A 26,000-nucleotide genomic window follows, 5' to 3' on the forward strand; every position below is an offset into this window, starting at 1 on the left:
ATTGCTTGGTTTTCGCGTTGGCAATAGTCTTAATTCAATACTTGATATCGTAGGATTATATATCAAGTGGGCGATTTTCTTAACTCACTTATGTCAATTCTTGTCAACATAAGTATAGTTTTGTCTATAAAATAGTCAGCTTAGGACTAGCTCTAGTACTGATCTAATCACATCTGCTGACCCAATATCTCAGGAACCCCGTTGAATTTCGGTAAATATTTCCTCTAGGATTTCCTGTGCACCTTGTTGGCGTAGCAGTTGTGCTAGTTCTGCGCCTAGGTTTTCAGCATCCTTAGCAGCACCTGTCACAGTGTCTTTTACCAGTTTTTGACCATCCACACTGGCAACTATGCCCGTTAGTGTTAATTCATCACTATTTATCTCTGTATTTACACCTATAGGTACTTGACAACCGCCTTCGAGCACCCGCAAAAATGCTCTTTCGGCGAGACAGCGATCGCGGGTTTGAGGGTGTTCAATGGCTTTGAGGATGGTGATGATTTCCTGGTCATCTGCACGGCATTCTATCCCTAAAGCACCTTGTCCTACTGCATGGAGGGAAATTTCTGGGGGGAGAATTTGATGAATGCGATCGCTCATTCCCAGGCGCTGTAATCCCGCCGCTGCCAAAATTAGGGCATCATATTCCCCCGCATCCAGTTTAGCCATGCGTGTATTTAAATTTCCCCGGACATCCTTAAAAGTGAAATGGGGGAATTTGTGGCGTAACTGTGCGAGTCGTCTTAAGGAAGATGTGCCAATAACTGCACCTGCTGGCAAGGTTTCAATTTGCTTATCCTGATACTTCTCATGTACCACGAGGGCATCTGCGGGGTTTTCCCGCTCTGTAATCACTGCCAGGGTTAACCCTTCTGGTAAATTAGTGGGTAGATCCTTGAGGGAATGAACTGCAAAGTCAATCTCCTGACTGAGCATTCCCACTTCTAACTCTTTAGTAAATAGTCCCTTATCGCCAATTTTAGCTAATGCTACATCCAAGATTTTGTCGCCTTGGGTAGACATGGTATGGACTTCAAAAGTGATATCAGGAAAGCTTTTCTGAAGTTGTTCTCTTACCCAGTCGGTCTGAACTAGGGCGAGTTGACTTTTACGAGAACCAATGCGGATGGTGCGTGCAGGACTGGAAACAACTGAAGTCATAAATAAAACAGTATCTTAAAACCAGGCGATCAAGTTATTCTCATCTAGATTACCGCAGTGGGTAAGTCTCCGGATTGTTATTGTCTAAATTCAGGTAAACTTTATGCGGTTTTTTTTACATTTTTTTACATTTTGCTGAATTAGTTAACATTTCCCGGCTACAACCCAACTTCACGGGTAGAGGACAGACAGCCCGATAATTTGATAACTTAATTTTATGAAACTGAAGTTTTCTACCCATGAACCGTTCCGCTTGCCTTATCTTTAATCCAGTGGCGGGTCAAGGAGACCCAGAGCAAGAACTGGCGATGATTCGGGCATTATTAGAGCCAGAAATTGACTTGAATATTTATTACACAACAGCAGAACTTGGTGCTGACAAATTAGCTGAACTAGCTGTTAAACAGGGTGCACAAGCAATTATCGTGGCAGGGGGGGATGGCACTTTGTCGGCGGCTGCTACTGCTATAGTGGGTACTGATATTCCCTTGGGGATTATTTCTAGGGGAACAGCCAACGCTTTCGCTGCGGCATTAAAAATACCTGACACCATTGACGCTGCTTGTCAGACAATTTTGCAGGCGGGGACTCGATATGTAGATACAGCTTATTGTAACGGTAAGCCTATGGTACTACTGGCAGGTGTCGGCTTTGAAGCCGATACTGTAGAAATGACAGGTCCAGAAGCTAAAAAACGCCTGGGGATTATGGCTTATATTTTAGCCGGAGTACAACAACTGCGTAATTTACAGAGCTTTGAAGTTGAAATTGAGACTGATGATAAAGTGATCAGAACCACTGCATCAGCTGTAACAGTAGCCAATGCTGCTCCTCCTAGTTCAGTTTTAGCTCATGGTCCAGCAGGTATAATTTATGATGATGGACTGCTAGATTTAACCATAGTGGCTCCGGAAAGTAAAGCAGGAGCGATCGCCGCGACATTTCATTTATTACAAACGGCTTCCAGTGGTAGCCCAGTAGAGCGAGATGATATCGGCTACCTGCGGGGAAACCGATTCAAAATTAACGCCTTACCGCCCCAAAAGGTAGTTTTAGATGGTGAAATCATTGGTACAACTCCCATTGAAGTTCATTGTGTACCAGCAGGCTTGAAAATTTTTGTCCCTTTTGACCAAGCAGTTAGCCCGGTGGAAAAACTAGAGGGACTTCCTAATTTAACAATTCACAGCAAAGATAGTAGTAAAATTCAGGAGTAGGTTGTATTGAAACTCGTTTTTGATCCAGCGACGGCTAAAAAAATTAGCAAGATGCAGCAAAGAGTCAAATGGCAAGACCCGTTAATTTTACAGCGCGGGATTGACCAAACTCGGCTAGTTTTGGGGAACAACCACCCAGATAATCCGGAGTTTTCTTTTTTGGTCGTGGGTGACAGTGGGACTGGTAGTCACAGGGGACATCATCCGCAGCGACGGGTTGCAGAACAAATTCTACCCCATCGCCCGGAATGCAGTTTTATCTTACACACGGGTGATGTAATTTATTTAGTGGGTTCAAGTGAATATTACCAGCAGAACTTTATCCGACCTTACCGAGAATTTCTGGTGGGTGGAGAACATCCAGAAAAAATTGCTTATGACCAGATGGTTTTTAATTTTCCTGTGTTCCCAGTACCGGGAAATCATGATTACTATGACTTACCACCGATATTAAGTTTACTTTCCCTCACCACTTTACCCATTCGGCGTTTATTACCATCGCAATTAGCACTGGATGTAGGCTTACATGGTTCTGGGAAGGGTAGGGCTTATGCAAAGGCATTTTTAGATTATCTCCAAGCTTTTCAGGTTCCCGGTCAGTTAGGAAAACACTTAGATAATTACTATACGGCTCAGACAGATACAGGGCGCTGTCTGAATTACCAAGCGGGGCGCTTTACCCGGTTACCAAATCGGTATTATACGTTTTGCTACGGGGGAATTGACTTTTTTGCCCTTGATTCTAATACATTTAATGAACCAGCGGCAATACCTGAAACACGCGCCGGAATAGAACAGCGTAGACTGTTAGAAAAACGCCGTCAGGATTTTGAGCACGAAAAGCTGCAAATCATGGAAACTTCAGCCAAGCTAAATCCTGAGCATCCCAGCGCAGCGGAGAAACTGGATGACTTACAAGGTCAAATATCACAAATTGAGGAACTGATTGTTGATATTGACAAGCAATTAAACACCGATAAAACAACCGTGACTGATATCGAACAATTGGAATGGTTAAAAAAAAGACTAATTAAATCTTGGAATACGGCAGATATACGGGGAAGAGTCCTTTATTTTCACCATCCGCCTTATGTGACTGAAGCGACAAAATGGCAACAAGCGCAAACTTTAGCCATTCGCCATCGCCTACGCGGTGTACTGGATGCGGTGGCGGCAGAAGTAGGTTATTTGACACAGGGACGACCCCTAGTGGATTTAGTCTTAAATGGTCATGCTCATTGCTTAGAACATCTGCAAACTTTGGATACAGGACACGCTGACGCTAATATTCACTGGGTTGTCTGTGGCGGTAGTGGGTATAGTCTGCGTCGCCAAAGAACTGAAGGCCCGGATTTAAGAGAAACTGTGGGAGATAGCAGTAAATTAGTGGCGCGATCGCATTTATTCATCGGTCGTCATGGTTACGGTTCTCAAAAGAGACGACCTTATTCCAGTTTACGCATTGACGTTACAGGGGATGAGCATCCTCAATTTATTCTCCGTCCCTTGGTCGCGGAATGGCATCAAAGGCAATGGCATAATTCCGAAATCAAATCTTTTACTCTGGGAAATACTCCCCTCTTCTGAGTCAGGAGAGGGGTTGGGGTGAGGTTATTTCTATGGTTGAGAAAATTACTCACCCAAAACTTCTTGTTTCCACAATCGAATTTTCTGAGTTAATTCTTGGCGAGTTTCAGATTTAGCTAGATATCGCCAACTAAACCAAGTAAAGTAAGTAAGACCAATCAACTCAAAAAATGGTGCTAGTAGGGGAACATCATTTATGGCACTTACTACAGCTATTACTAATTTAAGTGTAATCACTGCTGTAATAATTAAAGCTAAGTTGCTTAAAGAGCGCTGATTTTTATAAAAAAAGCTACTTACATATTCAGGAAATTCTCCTAAAAAGTCAGTTGTGCTTCTAGCAACTTGTTGCCATTGAGCTTGGGGTTCATAAGCTGGCGTTAGCTTTGCTAAGTTTGCATCCCTAGAAGGTGGTAGTATTCCATTAGGTGCGATAACTGCTTCGAGTTCCTTTTGTTCAGTTTCCATAGTTTTTGATGTTGGTAGTTACAGCATTTCTTTTAAATTACTGGATATTAATACAGATCACAATCGGGTTTGTGATCTGGGTGAAAATTTTTAATTAATAGGGTAATGTATAATTATCTGGATTTGCCAGTAATGAGGGTTAGATTCCCTCACTACCCTGGAATTATTTAGTTTTTCCTAGTAACTAAGCTTTAATTCCACCAATTTATCCCCGTGGCGGCGCAACAACTGCATTAACAATCACATCATTAACACCGTTAATTTCTTGGGCTAATGGTTCAATTTTAGATAACTGCGCCTGATTATTTACAGTTCCTGAGACAATGACTGTACCTTGTTCTGTAGCCTGAACTGTTAATCGGCCATCAGGTATATTCGCTTCTAATTTAGAACGAACTTCACTGGCTAAGTCTTCTGGAGTTCTGTCGGTAGTATCATCGGCTAAAGCATCAGTTCGCTCTTCACGGGCGCGAATATCAGCATCTAGTTGTCTTCTGCGGATTTCGCTTTGAGAATCTTCAAGTGAGGCTTGTCTTTCTTCTGGGGTTGGTGCTTCTACAACTTCACCGGGAGCGGGAGCAGTCCTATCGGTTCTCGCCACATCTTCACAAGCAACCGCACCCAATAATACAACGCAACTAATTAAAAAAGGAGTGAGCTTTTGCATTTTGTAACTCTTCCTCACAAATTGAAATTGTGAAAATATATTGGCGTTTTTAGGAGTAGCAAGCATTCTCTGGCGCTCTTCCTAGTTCCAATAAATAAAATGAAAGTGTTGTCAGTTTAGATTAAAGTTTTTCATCACGACGGTCTACAATCACTACTGTCGGTTCATGGCGATCGCTAGGAACTGTTTGTACAACTGGTGTAGTCTGATGTCTATGTTCTCTACCGTCATTGGGGTAGTCATAAACACCAAAATCTTGAACACCGTAGCGGTTAAAAATTGCTTCTGCTGTGGCAATTTCTGCGTCTGTGCCTTCTATAATCACTAAATAATGTCCTTGTTCAACCCGCTGCTGATAAACTCTAGCCCGTTCTTCGGGAATTCCTAAGCCGATTAAGGCACCTATTAGACCACCAGCAGCAGCACCTATACCAGCGCCTGCTAGAGTTGTCGCCAAAGTTGTTGCTGTTGCACCCGCGAGCATAATCGGCCCAATTCCTGGAATTGCTAAAGTTCCCAGACCGACTAATAAACCAGTAATACCGCCCAAAGCGCCGCCAGAAATTGCTCCAGCTGCAGCACCTTCATCGGCTTTATTACCTACCTGTTCTCTGGTTGGAGTACCAGCAATATCACCTCTGTGTTCTGCATCTTTGGCGATAACAGAAACTCCCTCCATGGAAAAGCCGGAACTTTTCAATTCATGCAATGCTTTTTCAACATCTCTACGGTTAGAAAAAGTACCTACAGCTCGTCTATGTACGTTAACTACCATTTTAACAAACCTCATCTTTATTGATATCGTTTAAATTCTTGCCAATTCTGTACCTTAACTTAGCCAGTTAATTGTATCTGGTAAATTACAGCGCATTTGATTTGATTGACGTACACAAGGGCGGGGATCCATACCCATCCTAGAGGAGTTATGATCTTAAGATGTGTACTTCATTTAGTTGAAAAGTGCTGTATTAAACTGCATCCTTCTATATAAAAATGCTATCAACACCTTCTATTTACACATTTTTATTGAGGATTTCCATCAATCCCTTGACATAATTGCGATCTCTTTCATTAGACATAAGTATTGATATCCGCAAAACAGTATATGAATTATTGTGGAGATTTAAATTATGGCTTTTACCTTCTATTTGGGTAGGCAATTAATCAATAATAGTTAAATAGAATTATAAAAAATATGACTTTGGGAACAGGGGTTTATGACCTAAGAAAGTGGAGTTATAGATAAATGAATATTTAAAATGTGAGAAATGGTTATTGCATTCAGTAGGACTAGGAAAATCTTATGATTATGTTTCAAAGTGTGGGAACCATTTTGAAGTGGGTTTGGCTACCTATGGAGATAGCACCCAGAAATGGAACTTCAGAAAGTTTAACTCCAGAACAAGTATCATTACTGTTTTCTGGTCCGAAGTTGATAGTCGCACTATTAGCTGGTACCTTAATGGCTTTGGCCTTCCAATTTTTACTGACAAATTTTTCTCTAGCGGTAGGAATTTTATCTTTAGGAAGTGATTCCGCTGCTGGTGGTGAGTCGAGTACCTGGGGCGGTACGATTCGCAAAATTGAAAAGAAGGTGGGATTTTGGGGATTAATCAGCGCCAGTATTGCATTATTTATGGCTTGTTTTCTAGCAGTCAAACTGAGCTTAATTGAAAGTATGCTCCTAGGAGCAATTATGGGTGTAGTTATCTGGTCTACCTACTTTTCCTTAGTGGTTTGGCTGGGTTCATCAACCCTGGGTTCTTTGATTAGCTCCTTTATAAATACTACAAATGCAGGATTACAGGCTATACTCGGTACAGTTAGGGCTAATGTGGCGAAAAAACCAGCGGTTTCTACTGCTGAAGAAATTATAGATACAGTCCGGCGGGAATTAACTTCGGGTTTAGATGCTGAAAGTATTAAGAATACTCTACAAGGTTCCTTAAAAGCTCTGCAAATACCACAACTAGATTTAGCCGATATTCGCCAACAGTTTGAGCGGATACTGGGCGATGTAGATTTATCATCTATTGGTGGGGGTGATTTAGCAGAAAAAATAAATCGCCAAACATTTGTGGATTTAATTAGCAGTCAGACAAATTTATCCAAAAAAGAAATTAATCAAATTGCTGACCAACTAGAACAGGCTTGGAAACAAGTTGTTGCTCCTCAAAGTCCTACGGAGCAAGTGATTAATTTAATTAAATCTGCTACACCCGAAGAGTTGAAATCTGAAAAATTAGGTGAACGTCTTGAGAAATTGGTGGGAGTTAGAGAAAATGGTAATGGTCGCAATGCTTGGATTCAAGAAGGGATAAAATATGGTTTGAGTAGTGCTATACCAGCAGTATTAGAACGGGTAGACTTTTCTGATATTGATCTAGAAAAAATTACCACTCAAATACAAAAGCTCAGAGACAAAGTTGAAGATATAGATGTGGAAAAAATTAGCGCACAGTTACAAAGTAAAATAACTGCAAGATTACCACAGCCAACCTACAATAGTATCAAAGCGGATGTAGAAGACTACATTCTCAATTGTTTACCTTGGCATTTTAACCGCACGACAATCAGAGATGAATTTCAAGAAGTGATCTATGATCCACAGGCAGATCCTACCACCACGCGCTGGGAATTAAGCCAAATCAATCAAGAGGATTTTAGAAACTGGCTCAAACAGCGGGGTGATATCAGCGAGGGTAGGGTGACGGAAATTAGTCAGCAGATGGAAAGTATTCGGGAGGAAGTTTTAGAAATTGTTCAACAGGCGGAAGTCCGGGAAAAAGGTGACGAACTGCGCTTACGGATAGAAAATTATTTGCGTTCTACAGGTAAAGCAGAACTGAGTCCAGATGCTATTGAGCGGGATGTGAGCAATTTATTAGAAGATTTTACAGATTTAGATATTGGCTTACAAGCATTTGACCGTGATGCTTTTGTGCAATTGCTTTTACATCGTCAAGATTTGAGTACAGCAGAAGCTGATCAGATTGTCGGTCAATTAGAAAGTATCTGCGATCGCGTCTCGAATCAAGAAAGAGCAACGGCCAATGAATTATGGCAAAGAATAGAAGACTATCTGCGGAATACCAACAAAGCAGAATTAAATCCTGAAGGTATTAAACGTGATTTTGCCGCTTTAGTAGAACAACCGGAAGTAGGAATTAATTTAATCCGCAATCGCCTATCCCATTTTAACCGGGATACAGTGGTAAAGTTACTGAGTCAAAGAGAAGATTTAAGCGAGGAGGAGGTTAACCAAACCTTTGAGGAAATCCAAGCAGTAGTTGAGCGCATTTTACAAGTACCGCAAACAACAATCAATAAATTGAGCGAATATCTGCGCAATACTAACTTGGAAACACTCAACCCAGAAGGTATGAGGAGAGATTTGGAAACATTACTCGCTGACCCGCGGGAGGGTGCTTTAGCATTCCGCCATCGCCTATCGGTTGACCGTGATACATTGGTAAAACTCCTGAGTCAACGTCAAGATTTGACCCCAGGGCAAGTTAATCAGATCATTGATCAGATAAAGTTGGGGATTAATAGTATAATTAGAACACCACGACGCTATACTAGTCGTGCGGCTCAAAGAGTTAGGGATTTTGAAGCTCATCTAGAAAATTATTTGCGTCACACTGATAAAGAGGAACTCAACCCAGAAAGCATTAAACGTGATGTGCAATTATTGCTGCGAGATCCACAAGTGGGATTGGCTAATTTAGGCGATCGCCTGGGGCGATTTGACCGTTCCACAATTGTGGCTTTATTATCTCAAAGGGAGGATATTTCCCAAGAGGAAGCTAACCGCATCGTGGATCAAATTGAGTCGGTGCGTGATTCAGTTGTGCAGCAATGGCAGCAGGTTCAGGAAAGGGTAGAATCGGTAATTGAGGGAGTTTTTGCCAAAATTCGCGATTATCTCAACTCCTTGGAGCGTCCAGAACTAAACTATGAGAGCATTCAGCAAGACTTTGCTAAATTATTCGATGATCCCCAAGCTGGATTTGAGGCTTTGCGCGATCGCCTGAATCAATTTAATCGTGATACCTTGGTAGCTATTCTCAGTTCTCGTGAGGATATTTCCCCGGAGGATGCTAACCGCATTATTAACCAAATAGAAGCGGCGCGGGATAGTATATTGCATAGAGTTGAACGCCTCCAGGAAGAAACCAAAAAACGCCTCCAAGCAATTCAAGAACAGGCACAAATTCAAGCTGAAGAAACCAAGAGAATTGTGGCTAATGCAGCTTGGTGGCTATTTGGTACGGCGTTGACTTCTCTGTTCGCCAGTGCGATCGCCGGAGCCATGGCCACTCAATTGCGGTATATGATATACATCCCACCAATGTAGAGAGCGATCAGAGTCAGTCCATCCCAAGTTACATACATCCGGGAGCGACTGACCGCATGATAGATTAGTCCAACAATGGCGACGGAAGTCATGATCATGGAAATGATCGCAGTAAACAGATGCACATCACTAATTTGCAACCACAAATCACCTTTGAGGTACGCCACATCGTAAATTCCCAGAATCGCTAAATTCCAGAGATTAGAGCCGAAAATATTAGAAACTGCCATTTCTACTGCATTCATGCGAATTGCTTCCAGGGATACCACCACTTCCGGTAGTGATGTGGCCGCAGCTAGTAACAAGGAGCCTATAAAGCTTTGTCCCAATCCAGTGGTTGTTGCTATCTCATCCCCCAAATACGCCAGCCACACACCTAAAAGTACGGTAGCTAGAGCCAGTAAGGTAAAATTCAGATAAGCTCGTCCACGTTTAATATGTTGGTATTGAGCAGCTTCTGGTTCCACTTCCAAGATAGCCGCAGCCATTCGCCTGATTTCAAACTGTGTCATGATCCGGGCGCTGACTACATAAAGTAGGATTAATAACAAACTGGGAATACCAACCCATCCGAAAGCCAGATGAATTCCTTTGTTAGTTAATAGCATTCCCGCAGCAGTTAACCCCAACATCGCACAACCTAAACTAGCGGACAAACCCAGACCCACTGGTGCGCGTTTAAGTAATGGCTCCCGTCCGCTGACAAGATCGAGTATTCCCAAAACCATTAAATTGAACAGACAACTACCCAAAATACCCCCGACTGCTAAATCTGGAGCGTCTAATACCGTTACTGCACTGACTCCTGTAGCCAATTCTGGTAATGATGTGACACCGGCCAAAAGTAGACCACCAACCCAGGTACGCCCCAAGCCTGTTTTCTCAGCTACAACATCAGCGCTTTGGGAAAGCCGCATACCTACAGCAATCACCAACAGGACACACACAAGAACTTGAATAAAAAGAAACATAAGAAGTAGTGAATGAGAGAATGGGGATTAAACAAAGTATAGTCCCGTCAAGGCTATCCTTGGGGTTTTGTCAGCATTAAAAGTAATTTAACGCACATGACATCAATTTTCAAAGTAATTTAACGCACATGATATCAATTTTTGCTCCCATATGCTATTTTTTAAATTTCTTGATTTGTGTCTTTTGTGTATTTCTCCTGAGGGGGGAGGTTTCGCAAACGGTCTAGGTTCCGCATTGATTTTTAACAACTTTTAAATTTTTCAGACTGGGATCTGCGCAACCAGTGATTAGTCCACCCATGGCTTGAACTTGTTGTAAATATTCTAATGCCGATTTAGTAATCAATTCCCCTGGCATTAAAACCGGGATTCCGGGGGGATAAGGACAGACAATTTCAGCGCAGATGCGATCGCTGGTTTGTGCTAAGGGTAAAATTTCATTAGCAGCAAAAAAAGCTTCACGGGGGGAAACGGTTGTTAAATTATCGCCGACAATCAACGCCTTACCGCTTGGGGGATGACAATGGTGGTTCATCTTCTCTAGAGAGGTGAAACCTTGCACCAATTGCTCAATATCAGCTAAGGTGTTCCCTAGAGTAATAATAAAGGTGAGATGTTGCCATGAGGCCAACTCAGGGGTAACACCTAGTTGTTGATCCAGAATTGTTTCGGCTGCAAATCCTGTGAAACCTAAGCCGGAAACGTTGACAGTTAGCCGTGTTTGGTCTAAATTGGGGAGTTGTAAAATGGATAATCCGGCAATAGTGCTGATTCTGCTTCTGGCTATATCTGCAAGTTCCAGGGTGCGAGACATCAGGGCTTTTCCGTGGAGTGCCATTTGTTGACGTGCAGCATCTAAGGAAGCTAAAAGGATATAACTAGGACTGGTAGACTGGACAAGTTGTAAAGCTTTGTTGACTCGGTGAATATCTATGCTGTGTCCTTGGATGTGTAACATTGATGCTTGTGTCATGGCACCGAGTACCTTATGAGTAGATTGTACAGTTAAATCTGCGCCGGCGGCTAAGGCGGGGGTGGGTAATTGGGGATGAAAGGCAAAGTGCGCTCCGTGTGCCTCGTCTACGAGTAAGGGGATATGATATTGGTGGGTGATTTGGGCGATCGCTTGCAAATCTCCACAAACACCGTAATATGTGGGATAGACTACTAAAACTGCTTTGGCCTCAGGATGCTTTTGTAATGCAGCTTCCACAGATGCGGGTGTGATACTGTGAGCAATATCTGAAACTGGGTCATATTCAGGATTAACAAAAATTGGAATAGCACCAGAGAGAATTAACCCAGAAATAGCCGATGAATGCACATTACGCGGCAAGATAATTTTATCCCCAGGACTACAGGTAGCCAAAATTGCCGCCTCAATTCCACAGGTTGAACCATTGACAAGAAACCATGTTTGTGATGCGCCAAAAGCCTCTGCTGCTAGTGCTTGGGCGGCTTGAATTACCCCTTGGGGTGCAAACAAATTATCTAAATCTGCTAGTTCTGTTAAATCAGCCTGAAAGACTTTTGTACCCAGTAGGTCAGCCAAGGGTTGAGAAATGCCCATACCTTGCTTATGTCCTGGGGTGTAAAAAGGCGCGTGAGCGTGGGTTGTATAAGCCTTTAGGGCATCTAACAAGGGGGTTTGGTGTTGATTTTGCATTTGGGAGAAAAGGAGCGGACTTGAAGTTAATATTAAAAATTTATGTGTAAAATATAATTAATTAATCAGCTATACTAGCTCATTTAAGTTTCTATATAGATTACAGTTATGCCAGAAGAAGAAGTAAATTTTTATGAAGAAGATGAAGATCAAGAAATTGAATCTGAATCGGGTATCAATCATAAATCCAAATTAGAAGAAATCCAAAAAATTGTTGTAGCTCGTACTGACTGGACAACGGCGACAATATTTGATCAAATAGTGCGTGAAAACATCCAGCTAAACCCCAGATTCCAAAGAAGAGATGCTTGGGATATTACTCGTAAGAGCCGATTCATCGAATCACTAATTTTGGGATTGCCTATACCACAAATAGTATTAGCAGCCCAGAAAGAGCGGGGTAAATTCATAGTTCTTGATGGTAAGCAAAGATTACTAACAATTCTGCAATTTTATGGTAGCAGTGAAACACCCAATAATGCTTTTGCGTTAAAAAATTTAGAGTTCAGAACTGATATGAATGGTAGTACGTATGAAGATTTAAAAAATCATCTTTTTTTCAACAAAGAGCTTGATGAGCTTGATAACCAAACTATTCGTACCATAGTACTGCGGAATGTGGAGAGCGAAACTTTTTTGTATAAAATTTTTCGCAGACTGAATGTACAAAGCACTCCTTTATCAGCACAAGAACTCAGACAAGCATTACATCCTGGGGAGTTTATCAATTTTCTCGATGACCAGTCAATTAAAAGTCAGGCTCTGAAAAAAATATTTAAATCACCCAACCCTGATTTTCGGATGCGTGATGTCGAGTTACTCTTACGTTATGTGGGTTTCCATTATTTTCTATCAGAATATCGCGGGAATTTGAAAGCATTTTTAGATGAAACTTGTCAGAGATTTAACCAAGATTGGGAACAAAGACATTATGATATTGAATATGTAGTTAATCAATTTGAACAAGCCGTGTATACAACTATTAAGATATTTGAGGAAAAAAACTTTTGTCGAATGTGGTTAGAAAGTGATAACACATATAGAAAACGTTTTAATAAAGCCATTTTAGATGTGATGGTTTTTTATTTTTCCGATGAAATAATAAGAGATAATGCTGAAAAAAATAAAGAAAAAGTTGAGGAGGGATTTAAAAGATTATGTTCATCATCTCCTGACTTTAGGGCAGGTGTTGAGGGAACCACCAAGAATATGCGAGAAACTTACAATCGTTTGAGGTTATGGGGTGAAACATTATTAGAAGTTTTAGATGTAGAGTTTAATCTACCTGAATTTACTAACAATGGGATTTCCTTCAACAGTTTGAGGTAGATTTGATTGTAAATATGCCAAAATCCGCGAGGTTCCGTTGTTTAATTAAAGAATTAAAGAGGTTAAAAAGGCATTTTATCCCCAAGATTAGCCCCATAGGATCATATTCAGAAATGCAGTTATCTAGAACTCTTGCATACAGAGTTTTAGCCCATGCTGAAATTGAGTCTTATCTTGAAGATAGAGTTTGGGAAGTTACTCTAAATGCCAAACAGATGTGGAATAACGGAGGTAAAACCTGTTTGACCTTGATCAGTCTAATTGCCTTCTCAGGTCAAAATATGGAGATACCACCAGACACACTTACACCAAAACAAGGGAATAAAACAGTTCCATTAGATAAAATTAAGATAAGTAAGAAAATAGATTTGGCTATCAAGGCTTTTAAGAAGGTTATTGATAATAATCATGGAGTCAAAGAGGCTAACATTTTAGCATTACTCTTACCCATAGGGATAGATAGTGATGACTTAGATCCTGCTTGGCTGGCTAACATGAATACATTTGGTAGAGAACGAGGTATTGTAGCGCATACCTCTGCTACATCATACAGAACTATTCAACCACCAGACCCCGCAAATGAATTAAGCATGGTAGAGCAGATTACCGAGCAGCTTTTAAAATTAGATGAATTAATCAATAAATTAATGCAATGAAATATTCAACGCCACAGGAAATAATCATCTGTGGTGGGATGATTCTGACGGTCACTTAATGAGGTGGAAATTACTATGACAAAGTATAGCCATTTTGGGAGATTTCGGTTTTCTGGGTTGTCATTTAGCCCGGGAAGGTCGAATAATGGAATTACACCTAAGCTGATTTATTCCACTGCTATTTGGGTCTTAGAACCAGTACCAGTACACAAACTGTTCCCGGTGCAATCCCCCAAACCATCCCAGAACCTGTTTAAATTAACTTTGTAGTTCACAAAATCTTAAATCCAAAATGCTAAGAGCCGGAATTGTCGGACTTCCCAACGTCGGAAAATCTACGTTATTTAATGCTGTGGTTGCTAACGCCAAAGCAGAAGCAGCTAACTTCCCTTTTTGCACGATTGAACCGAATGTCGGTGTTGTCTCAGTCCCGGATGAGCGCTTAGATGTTCTGGCTAAAATTGCTAGTTCTGTTCAGATTATACCAGCGCGGGTGGAGTTTGTCGATATCGCCGGCTTGGTTAAAGGGGCAAGTCAAGGAGAGGGGCTGGGTAATCAATTTTTGTCCCATATCCGTCAAGTTGATGCTATCGTCCATGTGGTGCGGTGTTTTGAAAATGATGATATTATCCATGTAGCCGGTTCTATTGACCCAGTGCGAGATATGGAAATCATTAATTTAGAACTGGGTTTATCAGATTTAGCACAAATTGAACGGCGAATTGAGCGCACGCGCAAACTAGCACGTACGAGCAAAGATGCACAGGTTGAAATCACAGTTTTAGAAAAATTAGCTGCTGCTTTAAACGAGGGTAAATCTGTCCGTCAGGTCAGTTTATCTGCAGAGGAAGAGGAGATAATTAAGGGATTAGAATTACTGACTAACAAGCCAATTATTTACGCGGCGAATGTGTCTGAGGATGAGTTAGCCACGGGTAATGAATTTGTGGAACAGGTTCGACAAGTTGCAGCTGGTGAAAATGCTCAAGTTGTGATTGTTTCCGCACAAGTAGAGGCGGAATTAGTGGAATTACCGGAAGAGGATAAGGCGGATTTTTTGGCCTCTTTAGGTGTGGAAGAAGGCGGGTTAAAATCTTTGATTCGTGCTACTTACACTCTTTTGGGTTTACGGACTTATTTTACTTCGGGTCCCAAGGAAACCCGCGCTTGGACAATTAACGCGGGAATGTCTGCACCCCAAGCAGCTGGGGTGATTCACTCAGATTTTGAACGGGGATTTATTCGCGCTGAAACTGTGGCTTATCAGGATTTAGTTACACATGGTTCTATGAATGCTGCGAAGGAAAAGGGTTTGGTGCGCAGTGAAGGTAAAGAATATATTGTGCAAGAAGGGGATGTAATGCTATTCCGCTTTAATGTGTAGTTATGGGTGGTGTCCCCGGTTGATAACCGGGGACTATGTGAAAAAACTAACGACTTTTTGTTACCCAAAATTGATAGCCAGATTCATTACTTAAGCTATTGGCGAAACTCCGAGCGTCCATTTCTGAGGTAAAACTGGCAGCTTGGGTTTCTTTACCGACAATCAACGCATCACCACAATAATTATTTTTGACTGTACTCAAGGCACTGGACGGACCTTTGACAGCCCACCAATCAGCGCCAGAAACATAGGGATGACCACAAGTTGAGCGCCGTGTTAGGGAAGAATTAGAATTCCTAATGGTAGTGTTGGAAGTTGCAGTATTGACACTTGCGACATAGGTGGAGGCTAAAGATTCTAACCGTTTTCTTTCTGCGGCTAAACGTTGGCGTTCTTCCCTAGCTTGTCGAGCTTCTGCGGCTAAACGTTGTCGCTGTTCTTGAGCTTGTTGTTTCTCAGCTTCTAGGCGTTTTTGTTCTGCTTCTTGCTTTTCTCTCTCTGCTTGAGCGGCTCTTTGTTCTGCTTCTAGGCGTTTTTGTTCTGCTTCTTGTTTTTCCTGCTGGGCTTGAGCTGCATTTTGTTGGGCTTCTAGAATTTCTCGTGTCACAAAAAATCCGCCACCTAATCCTAAAGCAGTTAACACAACAGTTATGATGATCATTCTTAACTTCAAATTGGAAAACTTAGCTGTTTTTTCAGTCGGTATTTGCTTACTCTCTACTTCTGTATTGATCAGGGTTTGTGGAAGGGTATCGGATTTTGGTGATATGATGACTGTGTTTAAATGGCTGGGTGGTAATATTGATGTATTATTTTCTACTAAATGTAAGTCTTGATACATCTCTGCTGCTGTTCGATACCGACTAGATAAATCTAGCTTGATAGATTTATCTAACACCTTGGCCAGTTTAGGTTCAAGATTGGGTACATGACTATGCCAATCCAGTTCCCCTGTAAGTTGACTGGTGTCAAACTCAATTGGTAATTTTCCGGTGAGGGTATAAATCATTGTTAGTCCCAGAGCATAGAGGTCTGTACTAAATACTGTTCGCCCGGCGCTCTGTTCGGGAGCCATAAAGCCTCTAGTTCCTACTATGACTGAACTGATGGTGGAACCTGACCCGAGGGTGACTGCTCCCATAGTTTCTTTGACTGCGCCAAAGTCAATTAATACGGGTAAGCGATCGCTGTCTCGTAGGATAATATTTTCTGGTTTAATATCTCGATGAATAATATTTTTGCTGTGAATATATTTCAGGGTATTAAGTAAAGAGGTGAGAATAGCGACTGCTTGCTCTGAGCTAATGATTCCCACTTGAGCCAGGTTTTTACCTTCAATATATTCTTGAACTAAATAAAATTGACCCTGATCCGCAAAGTAGCTGAGTAAAGTAGGAATTTGAGAACAATGGCTTCCGAGTTCTTCTAGCACTTCTGCTTCTTTACCGAAGAGTTTTTCAATCATTTCTGTGGAGGTATGATGACTCTGGGTAGCAGGTTTAAGGCGCTTCAACACCACCAAACGTTGGGAGGGAATTTGAGTATCGCGAGCTAGGAAGGTTTCACCAAATCCACCGGAACCCAGTGGACTAACGATTTCATAACGATTAAGGAGTAAGTTCTGCATATATAACTTCTATTTGATTGTGGGAACTGAGCTTTGTTTAATGCCAACTAAATTTGTTACTTACATAATCTTGGTTGTGATTTTTATTTTAAAGCTTCACTGAGAATAACAAAATGGAAACCTCGGCTTTTTAATTTGCTAATGATAGGTTGTATGGCGTTAACAGTGTTTTGACGATGGGGGCTTTCATCGGGATGGATCAAGGTGGGATTAGTGAGAAAGCCATCGTGCATCAAAATCACACCAGGGTTAATCACATTGGTGACAGCACGAATAATAGAAGCAACTGAACTGCTTTTTCTCCAATCATTAGTGTCAACTATCCATTGAATACTATTTAGTCCCAGTTGATGAACAATCTCTAATACCTGTGTATTTTGACGTCCATAGGGAGCCCGAAACCATTGAGTGGGATAATCCATCCCCAGACATTGGTTAATACTGTGTTCATTACTAATAATCTCCTGATGTTGTTGAGCAGGGGAAATCTGAGTAAATATAGGGTGACTATAGCTGTGATTGGCAATTTCATGTCCATCCTGATAAATATTTTTAAGAATCTCACAATTTTCTGCAATTTGTTTACCAACCACAAAAAATGTAGCTTTCACTTGATTTTTTTTGAGTATAGCTAGTATTTTGGGTGTGTATTCCTTTGTTGGACCATCATCGAAGGTTAAGGCTACAGATTGGCTTTTCATGGCTGCTAAAAAAGTAGACTTATTGTTAAGAGATAGGTCAATAAGTGGTTTATGTGGTTTTTTTTGATCTTGAATGGTTGTTTGAAAATAATTTTGCCAAGCTTTAGCTGCTAATTGATATTCTTGTAAAACTAATAGCTGTTGATTAGCATCATTATAAATAGTGGTATTTGAAGGTATTGATTTCATTACTTTTTGAGATAGTTCTAAATTATTAATCACCTGGCTAAGAATTTTTAAACCTTCCTGTGGATCTACATTTTTATTAATAGTATTTAGCTCCTCAATAGCTTTATATAAATTTTCTTTAGCTTTGAGAAGAATTAAATTATCATAACTCACTTCAGGTGAGGAATTACCATGGGGTTGCGAATTTTTAGTAACTGTGGAATCAGGCTTAGATGGGCTTAAAGTAGAAACTTCGGTCTGTTCTGGATGCTGTTTGAAAGCAGAATTTGATATATTTCGTCTGTTATTTTGATAATCCAACAAAAAGTACGAGGTGATTATCCCTAAAATTGTGCTAATTAAGATGATTATTGCGAAATATTTATGATTTGGCATGATCAAAAAACATTGGTAGTTATTGGGTAATTTTTCAAGTCTAATTAGAGGATGTCCTTCTTTTTTTGAATGATCAAGGTAACTATCAGATAAACTAAGCTATGCACAAGTAATAATTTCCAGTTGAGACTGATATTATCCCAACTAGGTTCATAGACATCGGTGATAGCAAATGGTGCTGGGATGCTAGTACCATCAGGAAGTAAAATAGGCTCTGGGACTAAAGCATTAATATTCACTAAAGACCCATAAGCTCCCACAGACCACCGACTAACCATTAACCAGGCGAGGTATTTACTGATTGCTTCAGTTTTAAAGAGTACTCCAGAGAAAATGATTTGCGGTAGTAGTAATACTACTAGGGCACTGTTAGCCTGAGTGCTGTTTTTAACAGCGGCGGAAACCATTAGCCCTAGACAGAAACAGGAGAATAATGTCAAAAAGCTGGTAATGGAAACGCCATAAAACCAGGGAACTGTTAGAGAATCTGGCGCAGCAAAACTGATGAGAATAGCAATGACCATGATTATGGTTTGTAAACAGGCTATTGCGGCAAGAACTACTACTTTTGAGGTTAAATAGCTAAAAGCGCTTAAATTAACTAGTCTCTCTCTTAAATAAATATCATTTTCTTTAACAATTTCTTGTAAAGAAGTACCTAAACCTATCCAAATAGCAGCACAAGTAAAGACCAAGACTACAGTTTGAGCTAGGGGAGCTAGTTTAGGGTTAGCTTCACTAGCGAGAATAAAGGGTTCTTGATCTGCTATGGCTAAATTAATCAGTAAAATACCAAGGGGTGCAGTGACTAGGGAGATAATTAAGTTCACTCGGTCTCGAATCACTAACTGTAGGTATCTCTGGGCTAATATCCAGGTTTGATCTACTAAAGAGGCCTGAACTTGGCGGGGTTTGGTTGTGATGATGTGGGAATTGCTCATACCCAAGCGTTGGTCAATATATTGGGTTTGATACCGTGACTGCTTAAATAGTTCCGCAGTTCTCATGACAATTTCTTGATTATCCAACTGAATATAAATATCTGCGAAATCTTTGTTATTTAAGTCAAAAAATACACAGGCATCCTCAAATGAGCCAAAGTAGCAGAGGTTACCACCTTGACCGAGAAATACAATGCGGTCACACAGATCAATATTACTTGTAGCATGGGTAACTAAAATGATGGTTCTGCCTTGATTAGCTAACTTTCTGAGCAGTTGCATCATTTTTTTATCTAAACCGGGGTCTAACCCTGATGTGGGTTCATCTAGAAAAAATAGTTTGGGATCGACTAATAACTCTACTCCGATGGAAACTCGCTTTAATTGTCCACCGCTGAGGTTTTTAACTAACACATCCCGACAGCCTAACATTTCAATTTGAGTGAGAGTTTTTTGAATAATCGAATTTAGATCGGTATCGGGGGGAAGTCTGAGTTTAGCTGCATATCTTAAGGCTTCTGTAACTGTTAATTCCTTGTGAATAATATCTGATTGAGGCACATAACCGATTTGATTGCGATAAATATTAAAGCTCTGTCTGAGGTTTTCTCCATTGATGTAAACTGTGCCTTGGTTTGTAGGTTGAATCCCCAGTAAGGTTTTCATTAAAGTAGATTTACCGGCTCCACTTCCCCCAACTAAAGCAACTAGTTGGCCTGGCTCTATGGCTAAAGAAATCTTATTGAGTAAAACTTTTTGCGAGTTTTTATTTTTAACAACTCTAAAAATGTTCTTAGCGTCAATGCGAATATAATTACCAGTGTCAGAGATGACTAATTCATCCCCTTGTAAGACCAAAGTATAAGGAACAATTTTAATAACTGCGCCAGAGGTGAGATGAGTTTTACCATTGACTTTTGTACCATTGACAAAAACGCCATTAGTACTGCAATCATACAAGATATATTCCCCTGATCTGATATATTCAATCACCGCGTGTCTACGGGAAATGGTGGGGGCGATAATTTGTAGGTTAGCTGCGGGGTCTCTACCCACAACGGTTGACTTTTCCTTGAGAGAGATGGATGAGAAAAATGAACTTTTCTGCTGATGAGAACTACTGCTAGGGTGATGAAATTCTAATGTTACTAAAATGTTAAAATTTTGACCTATTTTAATAATATCTCCGTTTTGTAGGGAATATCCTAAATTATGACTGATTAAATGATTCTTTATAAAGAGTTTATTACTACTTGGTTGAAGGCGATCGCCATCATAAATGTAGTAATTTCCGTCAACTTCCACTAAAGTAGCTTGACAGCGACTAATTACTTTCCAGTCTGCGGGTACTAATAGGTCTGCTAGTTGGGGATCTCTGCCTATGATATGTTGGCTTTGGGTAAGTTCAAATTTGGGGAGTGTTTGACCCTGATTGGTAAGAATAATATAGGGTCTAGAGGTTGGGGTCATGCTAATGGATTGATCTAAGTAATAAATGTTACTGTGTTATTGGTTAATTAGTCAAAAACTAGGTTTAAATGTCTTGTTTTTGATCACGGTTGTTTATATGTAGATAGCGCTTTGAGTTCTTAAATATACTTAAGTAGCAATAATATCTGTAACATTGTATAAAATTTCTTGCATCTATCTTAAGACATATTTTTTATGTTTATGGGTAGCAAGGTTGTGTAATCAAGGTCACAAAAAGCAAAACCGGAGGGGGATAACCTCCGGTGTGGTCAGAATTTATCGGGGAATAAAGTTCAAATTTGACCGGTAAAGACTCGTTGAGCAGGTCCTGTCATGTAAATTCGTTGGTTGGTTTCTGACCATTCAATTTGCAACGGACCACCAGGTAATTCTACGGTGGCGGTGCGATCGCATTTTCCGGTTAACACCCCTGCTACCAGGGAAGCACAAGCACCAGTCCCACAAGCTAATGTAATACCTGCTCCTCTTTCCCACACCCGCATTTTTAAATAGTCGCGACTGACTACTTGAATAAATTCCGTGTTTGTCCGTTGGGGAAAGGCTGGATGATGTTCAAATTGAGGGCCAATAATTTCTAGGTCAATGGCGGCGACATCTTCCACAAAGGTGATACAGTGGGGATTCCCCATACTTACACAGGTAACTTCCCAGGTTTTACCTGCTACTTCTAAGGGTTGATTAATCACTTTTGTCTGAGCAGTCCCTAGGGTTGTGGGAATTTCCCCAGCTAGCAACCGGGGTAAACCCATATCTACCTTGACTTGACCATCAGTCATGAGTTGGGGTGTAATTACACCTGCTAGGGTATGAATATGATATGAATCTTTGGTTCTAGATTCCCCTTCTAAGTCAGCTAAAAATCTGCCTAAACAACGAATACCATTACCACACATTTCCGGTTCTGAACCATCAGAATTAAAAATCCGCATAGTATAATCAGTACCGCTTTCTCCTGGTAAGGCAAAAATTACACCATCAGCACCAATGCCAAAATGGCGATCGCATAACTTAACTGCTTGTTCAGGAGTCAACAATGGTAAAGATGACAAGCGATTATCTATTAAAATAAAATCATTCCCCAAACCATGATACTTAGTAAATTCTGTTGCCATCTTCCCTAGAATAAATTATCAATGACTAGAGGAAATTATAACGAAAATGCCGACATACCCCACCTCAAAAAGATGGGGTTTTACCTACCATGAATAAATTTAACTAACTGTGGCGCGTGTTGATTCAGTATCAATGGGTTTGATGAAGTAAAGACGCAACATATGGGAAATAATCGCCAAAGTGGGGGGGATTTTTTGCCAGAACTTGATAATTCCAGGGCGATTACTTTCCTTAATTTCCGTCAGTCTCTGGGTGTTGATGAAACACTGTTCTAATCGCCAGAAAAATTCGGGGTGATTAGTATCTAAAATTATAGGAAAAGCCCTGGCTGAGGTGTTATTAGTCTCCTGGATGACTGTATTATTGTATTTGCGCGGGTGTATACCAATGGCTTCATAAAATGTAGCCCGTTCAAATACTGTAATGGTATGGGTGACAAATACAGTCAACAAAAAGAACCGCACCCACAATCGTGCTTTCCAATTGTTCCATAATTTTGGTTGCGATCGCAACAGTGCTTTAAAGAAATCCCCATGACGGTTTTCATCCTGACACCAACTTTCAAACTTGCGGAATAGAGGATAAAATTGATATTCAGGATTTGCCTGTATATGACGGTGGATTAAGATGTAACGCCAGTAACCAATTTTCTCCGAGAGGTAGACTGTATAAATTACCCATTCTGGAGGGAAAAAAGTATATGTACGGTGTTTAGTCAGATAACTTAAGTCTAGAGACAGATTAAAATCTGCCATAGATTTATTGAGAAATCCCGCATGGCGTGCTTCATCCCGTGCCATATAATTAAAAGCATCAGCCAAGAGGGGATTTTTAGCTTTGAGTCTGCGGGATAATTCTTTAAACAGCAAAAACCCCGAAAACTCTGAAGTACATGAACGCTCTAAAAAGTCAATAAAAGCGCGGCGTTTTTCTCCATCAACGTGTTCCCAAGATTGCTGAAACTCTTCATCGCGCACGAAGTGATGGCGGTTATAGTCAGCGCGCAACTCGGCGACAATGGCCTCCAACTCAGTCTCATGCGCGGAAATATCTAAATTAGCCACCGCTTCAAAGTTAGTGGTATAAAAGCGAGGCGTTAACAAAGTTTCCTGAACAGGTGCTTTAATCCCTGGTTTCGTGTAATTGGGGTTGGGAGTTTCAATAGACTTAACCATGAGACTGCTTTCATGTTTGATCTTTTCATATTTATATAAGCATAAATTATCAAAATGACACATCAGTTAAATTATTGAAAAGTAATTTTAGATAAATAACCTTAACTACCAATTGCTAATTCTGATTTTATCCAGTAATCCAGGGAACCGAGAGACTATTTATTAACAAACTTTCTCTGTAGTCAGATGCTAAATGTGTACAGTAAAAGCCAGCCAAATCTAAAGAAATATTAATAAGTTTATAGCTATACAAATATTAATAGTTAAATTATTTTATGAGAGAACAATAATGCGATGCCTACCACCAATGATAATCGCAGCTAATTTCTACAGTTTAGCCTATTTGGTGGGAGTCAACACATCACGCATTGGGGAAACTCTTTAGACTAGATAACAGCGAAAGCAGAGAAATTTATTAGTAGTTTGATTTCCGCCGCGCTACATGAGGCGGGATGGTTACAGTTTTTTGGAGGTTTTGATGGTTTTTGTCTTGCCTGGTGTTAAATTTGATCTAAATATGATCCAAAAGTATGATACTCCTGCACCCCGATATACAAGTTATCCACCTGCTACGGAGTTAAATACAGAATTTATTGCAGGTGATTTTCGCACCGCCATCACCGCATCCAACTACCGAAAATCTCCCCTGTCTTTATACTTCCATATCCCCTTTTGTCAGACTGCTTGTTACTTTTGTGGCTGTAATACAGTAATTTCTCAAAACAAGAATATTGCCAAACCTTATATAGAACATTTGGCGCGAGAAATCAAGAACATGGCGCGCTTAATTGATCAAGACAGAAAAGTCCTGCAAATTCATTGGGGTGGTGGTACACCCAACTATTTAAATCAGGAACAGGTCAAATTTTTGTGGAAACAAATTACAGATAACTTTAATATTGATTCCCAAGCTGAAATTTCCATTGAAATTAATCCCAGTTATCTCGATAAAGACTATATTTTCTTTCTGCGTGAGGTGGGGTTTAACCGGATTAGTTTTGGTATTCAAGACTTTAACCCCCAAGTACAAATTGCTGTGAATCGTCTCCAACCAGAAGCATTACTGTTTGATGTCATGGATTGGATTAAAGCAGCCAAGTTTGATAGTGTGAATGTAGACCTAATTTATGGTTTACCCCATCAAACTCTCCAGACCTTTCGGGAAACAGTCAGCAAAACCATTGCATTAGATCCTAACCGCATTGTTGTGTTTAACTTCGCCTATGTACCATGGATGAAACCAGCACAAAAAAATATTCCCCAAGCTGCATTACCGCAACCCCAGGAAAAGTTAGAAATCCTCAAAATGACCATTGAGGAACTGACAAATAGTAAGTATCTCTTTATTGGTATGGATCATTTTGCTAAACAAAATGATGAACTAGCGATCGCCCAACAAAATCGTACCCTCCAGCGTAACTTTCAGGGATACACCACCCACGCAGGAACCGAACTATTAGGCTTTGGTGCTACATCTATTAGTATGCTCCATGATGCTTATGTACAGAACCACAAGCAGTTAAAGAATTATTATCAGGCGATCGCCTCGGATATTTTACCTATAAGTAAAGGTGTTAAACTTACTCAAGATGATATCATCAGAAGGGATGTAATCATGTGTATTATGTCTCACTTTCATCTGCATAAGCAAGATATAGAAGACAAACATCACATCAGTTTCGATGAATATTTTACCCATGAACTAGAGGCTTTAGCACAACTGCAAGCTGATGGACTGGTGAACATATCAAACAAAGACATAGAGGTGACAGATATTGGTAGGTTATTAGTCAGAAATATTGCTGTTATATTTGACAATTATCATCAAACCAAAGAACAGCGATTTTCCCGAGCAATTTGATATTGATGATTAATGTATAGAATATTGTTTTACCCCACCCTAACCCTCCCCTTGTCAGGGGAGGGAAAACCTTTGCGACCTTTGCGCGTACTTAGCGACCTTTGCGTTTAAACACCGTACAGGCGATCGCCCCAAAGCTCCCCGACTTCTAGCTAAATTATGGTGGGGTATCTCTAATTATGTGAAAAGTCCGGGAGCTAAACTTACCCAAAGTGGAATAACCTATAACATAGTAACTACTCACACCACCTAGGGTATCTCCACCAAAAATGACAGCAGCAACCCCCCAAAGCCTAAATAAATTCGTCAACTTTTGTCACCAACACATCAAAGGACAAGAAAAACAAGAAGCGCAAACATTCTTAGACCGATTTTTCCGAGCTTTTGGACACCAAGGAGCATTAGACGCGGGGGCGAAATTTGAAGAACCCATCAAAAAAGGGAGTAAAAAAGGTAAAACCGGGTTTGCTGACCTAGTGTGGAAACCCCGCGTATTAATTGAAATGAAAAAACGCGGCGAAGACCTAAGTAAACATTACTCCCAAGCATTTGATTACTGGACAAGATTAGTACCCCAACGCCCCAAATACGTCATATTATGTAACTTCGATGAATTTTGGATATTTGACTTTGACATTCAGCTAGATACACCCGTAGATCAAATATCCCTAGAGCAGCTACCAGAAAGAGCGGGAGCCTTTACCTTTATGGAAATTGGCAATAAAACTCCCGTATTCAACAACAACCAGGTAGAAGTCACAGAAAGAGCCGCCCGACGCATGGGTCAATTACTCCTAGAACTAGAAAACCGGAAAATTGACAAACCAACAGCACAAAGGTTTATTTTGCAATGCGTCTTAGCTATGTTTGCTGAAGACAGACAACTATTACCAAGGGATATGTTTATTTCCTGCGTTCAGGACTGTATTAATGGCGCAAGTTCCTACGACCTTTTAGGTAACTTATTCCGCGAAATGAACCGACCGGGAAAAACCCCAGCGGGACGTTATCAAGGCGTAGAGTATTTTAATGGCGGGTTATTTTCCCACATTGAACCAGTG

At 40.6% G+C, this 26,000-nt stretch carries 19 protein-coding genes; 8 read left to right on the plus strand and 11 right to left on the minus strand.

Annotated elements, in window-relative coordinates:
• Positions 1 to 189: 189 nt before the first annotated feature.
• On the minus strand, positions 190 to 1,161 hold the full coding sequence (gene hemC, locus PN457_RS04110) for a hydroxymethylbilane synthase (RefSeq protein ID WP_271731496.1): 972 nt from the start codon (positions 1,159 to 1,161) through the stop codon (positions 190 to 192).
• Between the two features lie 239 nt (positions 1,162 to 1,400).
• On the opposite strand from hemC, the gene PN457_RS04115 reads away from it, so the two are divergent.
• Together PN457_RS04115 and PN457_RS04120 are read left to right on the plus strand one after the other, a co-directional pair.
• The gene (locus tag PN457_RS04115) at positions 1,401 to 2,378 is read left to right on the plus strand and encodes a YegS/Rv2252/BmrU family lipid kinase (protein WP_271731497.1); all 978 of its coding nucleotides are present in this window, start codon (positions 1,401 to 1,403) and stop codon (positions 2,376 to 2,378) included.
• Between the two features lie 6 nt (positions 2,379 to 2,384).
• Positions 2,385 to 3,965 carry a metallophosphoesterase family protein gene (locus PN457_RS04120; RefSeq protein ID WP_271731499.1) on the plus strand — a complete coding sequence of 527 codons (1,581 nt, stop codon included), beginning with the start codon at positions 2,385 to 2,387 and terminating at the stop codon, positions 3,963 to 3,965.
• A gap of 45 nt (positions 3,966 to 4,010) precedes the next feature.
• On the opposite strand, the gene PN457_RS04125 is transcribed toward PN457_RS04120, so the two are convergent.
• From PN457_RS04125 to PN457_RS04135, 3 genes are all read right to left on the minus strand, one after another.
• Positions 4,011 to 4,433: a CAAD domain-containing protein gene (locus PN457_RS04125; protein ID WP_271731501.1), complete on the minus strand. Its 423-nt coding sequence runs from the start codon at positions 4,431 to 4,433 to the stop codon at positions 4,011 to 4,013.
• A 205-nt stretch (positions 4,434 to 4,638) separates the two neighbouring features.
• The gene (locus tag PN457_RS04130; RefSeq protein ID WP_271731502.1) at positions 4,639 to 5,100 is read right to left on the minus strand and encodes a BON domain-containing protein; all 462 of its coding nucleotides are present in this window, start codon (positions 5,098 to 5,100) and stop codon (positions 4,639 to 4,641) included.
• Between the two features lie 121 nt (positions 5,101 to 5,221).
• Positions 5,222 to 5,875, minus strand: a complete 654-nt coding sequence (locus PN457_RS04135) for a general stress protein (protein ID WP_271731504.1) — start codon at positions 5,873 to 5,875, stop codon at positions 5,222 to 5,224.
• Positions 5,876 to 6,409: 534 nt separating this feature from the next.
• Here PN457_RS04135 and PN457_RS04140 point away from each other — a divergent pair.
• On the plus strand, positions 6,410 to 9,460 hold the full coding sequence (locus PN457_RS04140; RefSeq protein ID WP_271731516.1) for an MFS transporter: 3,051 nt from the start codon (positions 6,410 to 6,412) through the stop codon (positions 9,458 to 9,460).
• Here the strand turns inward: PN457_RS04140 and PN457_RS04145 are convergent.
• Both PN457_RS04145 and PN457_RS04150 read right to left on the minus strand, forming a co-directional pair.
• Positions 9,424 to 10,431, minus strand: coding sequence for a sodium:calcium antiporter (locus PN457_RS04145; protein WP_271731505.1), 1,008 nt, complete (start codon positions 10,429 to 10,431; stop codon positions 9,424 to 9,426). The two genes, PN457_RS04140 and PN457_RS04145, sit on opposite strands and share 37 nt — an antisense overlap.
• Positions 10,432 to 10,654: 223 nt before the next feature.
• The gene (locus tag PN457_RS04150; protein ID WP_271731506.1) at positions 10,655 to 12,097 is read right to left on the minus strand and encodes an aminotransferase class I/II-fold pyridoxal phosphate-dependent enzyme; all 1,443 of its coding nucleotides are present in this window, start codon (positions 12,095 to 12,097) and stop codon (positions 10,655 to 10,657) included.
• Positions 12,098 to 12,205: 108 nt separating this feature from the next.
• On the opposite strand from PN457_RS04150, the gene PN457_RS04155 reads away from it, so the two are divergent.
• From PN457_RS04155 to ychF, 3 genes are all read left to right on the plus strand, one after another.
• The gene (locus tag PN457_RS04155; RefSeq protein ID WP_271731507.1) at positions 12,206 to 13,426 is read left to right on the plus strand and encodes a GmrSD restriction endonuclease domain-containing protein; all 1,221 of its coding nucleotides are present in this window, start codon (positions 12,206 to 12,208) and stop codon (positions 13,424 to 13,426) included.
• 14 nt (positions 13,427 to 13,440) lie between these two features.
• The gene (locus PN457_RS04160) at positions 13,441 to 14,082 is read left to right on the plus strand and encodes a HEPN domain-containing protein (protein WP_465248705.1); all 642 of its coding nucleotides are present in this window, start codon (positions 13,441 to 13,443) and stop codon (positions 14,080 to 14,082) included.
• 292 nt (positions 14,083 to 14,374) lie between these two features.
• The gene (gene ychF / locus PN457_RS04165) at positions 14,375 to 15,466 is read left to right on the plus strand and encodes a redox-regulated ATPase YchF (protein ID WP_271731509.1); all 1,092 of its coding nucleotides are present in this window, start codon (positions 14,375 to 14,377) and stop codon (positions 15,464 to 15,466) included.
• Between the two features lie 46 nt (positions 15,467 to 15,512).
• Here the strand turns inward: ychF and PN457_RS04170 are convergent, their stop codons facing one another.
• The 5 genes from PN457_RS04170 to acsF all read right to left on the minus strand — a co-directional run bounded on the left by PN457_RS04170 (position 15,513) and on the right by acsF (position 23,078).
• Positions 15,513 to 17,093: a protein kinase domain-containing protein gene (locus PN457_RS04170; protein ID WP_271731510.1), complete on the minus strand. Its 1,581-nt coding sequence runs from the start codon at positions 17,091 to 17,093 to the stop codon at positions 15,513 to 15,515.
• Between the two features lie 83 nt (positions 17,094 to 17,176).
• Complete coding sequence (locus tag PN457_RS04175; protein WP_271731511.1) at positions 17,177 to 18,358, minus strand: polysaccharide deacetylase family protein; 1,182 nt, start codon at positions 18,356 to 18,358, stop codon at positions 17,177 to 17,179.
• A gap of 44 nt (positions 18,359 to 18,402) precedes the next feature.
• The gene (locus PN457_RS04180) at positions 18,403 to 20,769 is read right to left on the minus strand and encodes an ATP-binding cassette domain-containing protein (RefSeq protein ID WP_271731512.1); all 2,367 of its coding nucleotides are present in this window, start codon (positions 20,767 to 20,769) and stop codon (positions 18,403 to 18,405) included.
• 293 nt (positions 20,770 to 21,062) lie between these two features.
• Positions 21,063 to 21,902 carry a diaminopimelate epimerase gene (gene dapF / locus PN457_RS04185; protein WP_271731513.1) on the minus strand — a complete coding sequence of 280 codons (840 nt, stop codon included), beginning with the start codon at positions 21,900 to 21,902 and terminating at the stop codon, positions 21,063 to 21,065.
• Between the two features lie 99 nt (positions 21,903 to 22,001).
• Positions 22,002 to 23,078, minus strand: coding sequence for a magnesium-protoporphyrin IX monomethyl ester (oxidative) cyclase (acsF, locus tag PN457_RS04190; RefSeq protein WP_271731514.1), 1,077 nt, complete (start codon positions 23,076 to 23,078; stop codon positions 22,002 to 22,004).
• Between the two features lie 478 nt (positions 23,079 to 23,556).
• Here acsF and hemN point away from each other — a divergent pair, with 478 nt between their 5' ends.
• Positions 23,557 to 24,939: an oxygen-independent coproporphyrinogen III oxidase gene (gene hemN, locus PN457_RS04195; RefSeq protein ID WP_271731515.1), complete on the plus strand. Its 1,383-nt coding sequence runs from the start codon at positions 23,557 to 23,559 to the stop codon at positions 24,937 to 24,939.
• 269 nt (positions 24,940 to 25,208) lie between these two features.
• Positions 25,209 to 26,000 (plus strand): type IIL restriction-modification enzyme MmeI (locus PN457_RS04200; RefSeq protein ID WP_334310747.1); only part of this gene is annotated, 792 nt, incomplete at its 3' end.

The sequence above is a fragment of the Anabaenopsis arnoldii genome (assembly GCF_028331025.1).
Taxonomy (GTDB): Bacteria; Cyanobacteriota; Cyanobacteriia; order Cyanobacteriales; family Nostocaceae; genus Anabaenopsis; species Anabaenopsis arnoldii.

Bases quoted from the DNA above. Each gene is read 5' to 3' on its own strand.
- hemC (WP_271731496.1), bottom strand. From the start codon at position 1,161: ATGACTTCAGTTGTTTCCAGTCCTGCACGCACCATCCGCATTGGTTCT.
- PN457_RS04115 (WP_271731497.1), top strand. From the start codon at position 1,401: ATGAACCGTTCCGCTTGCCTTATCTTTAATCCAGTGGCGGGTCAAGGA.
- PN457_RS04125 (WP_271731501.1), bottom strand. From the start codon at position 4,433: ATGGAAACTGAACAAAAGGAACTCGAAGCAGTTATCGCACCTAATGGA.
- PN457_RS04130 (WP_271731502.1), bottom strand. From the start codon at position 5,100: ATGCAAAAGCTCACTCCTTTTTTAATTAGTTGCGTTGTATTATTGGGT.
- PN457_RS04135 (WP_271731504.1), bottom strand. From the start codon at position 5,875: ATGGTAGTTAACGTACATAGACGAGCTGTAGGTACTTTTTCTAACCGT.
- PN457_RS04140 (WP_271731516.1), top strand. From the start codon at position 6,410: ATGTTTCAAAGTGTGGGAACCATTTTGAAGTGGGTTTGGCTACCTATG.
- PN457_RS04145 (WP_271731505.1), bottom strand. From the start codon at position 10,431: ATGTTTCTTTTTATTCAAGTTCTTGTGTGTGTCCTGTTGGTGATTGCT.
- PN457_RS04150 (WP_271731506.1), bottom strand. From the start codon at position 12,097: ATGCAAAATCAACACCAAACCCCCTTGTTAGATGCCCTAAAGGCTTAT.
- PN457_RS04155 (WP_271731507.1), top strand. From the start codon at position 12,206: ATGCCAGAAGAAGAAGTAAATTTTTATGAAGAAGATGAAGATCAAGAA.
- PN457_RS04160 (WP_465248705.1), top strand. From the start codon at position 13,441: ATGCCAAAATCCGCGAGGTTCCGTTGTTTAATTAAAGAATTAAAGAGG.
- ychF (WP_271731509.1), top strand. From the start codon at position 14,375: ATGCTAAGAGCCGGAATTGTCGGACTTCCCAACGTCGGAAAATCTACG.
- PN457_RS04170 (WP_271731510.1), bottom strand. From the start codon at position 17,093: ATGCAGAACTTACTCCTTAATCGTTATGAAATCGTTAGTCCACTGGGT.
- PN457_RS04175 (WP_271731511.1), bottom strand. From the start codon at position 18,358: ATGCCAAATCATAAATATTTCGCAATAATCATCTTAATTAGCACAATT.
- PN457_RS04180 (WP_271731512.1), bottom strand. From the start codon at position 20,769: ATGACCCCAACCTCTAGACCCTATATTATTCTTACCAATCAGGGTCAA.
- dapF (WP_271731513.1), bottom strand. From the start codon at position 21,902: ATGGCAACAGAATTTACTAAGTATCATGGTTTGGGGAATGATTTTATT.
- acsF (WP_271731514.1), bottom strand. From the start codon at position 23,078: ATGGTTAAGTCTATTGAAACTCCCAACCCCAATTACACGAAACCAGGG.
- hemN (WP_271731515.1), top strand. From the start codon at position 23,557: ATGGTTTTTGTCTTGCCTGGTGTTAAATTTGATCTAAATATGATCCAA.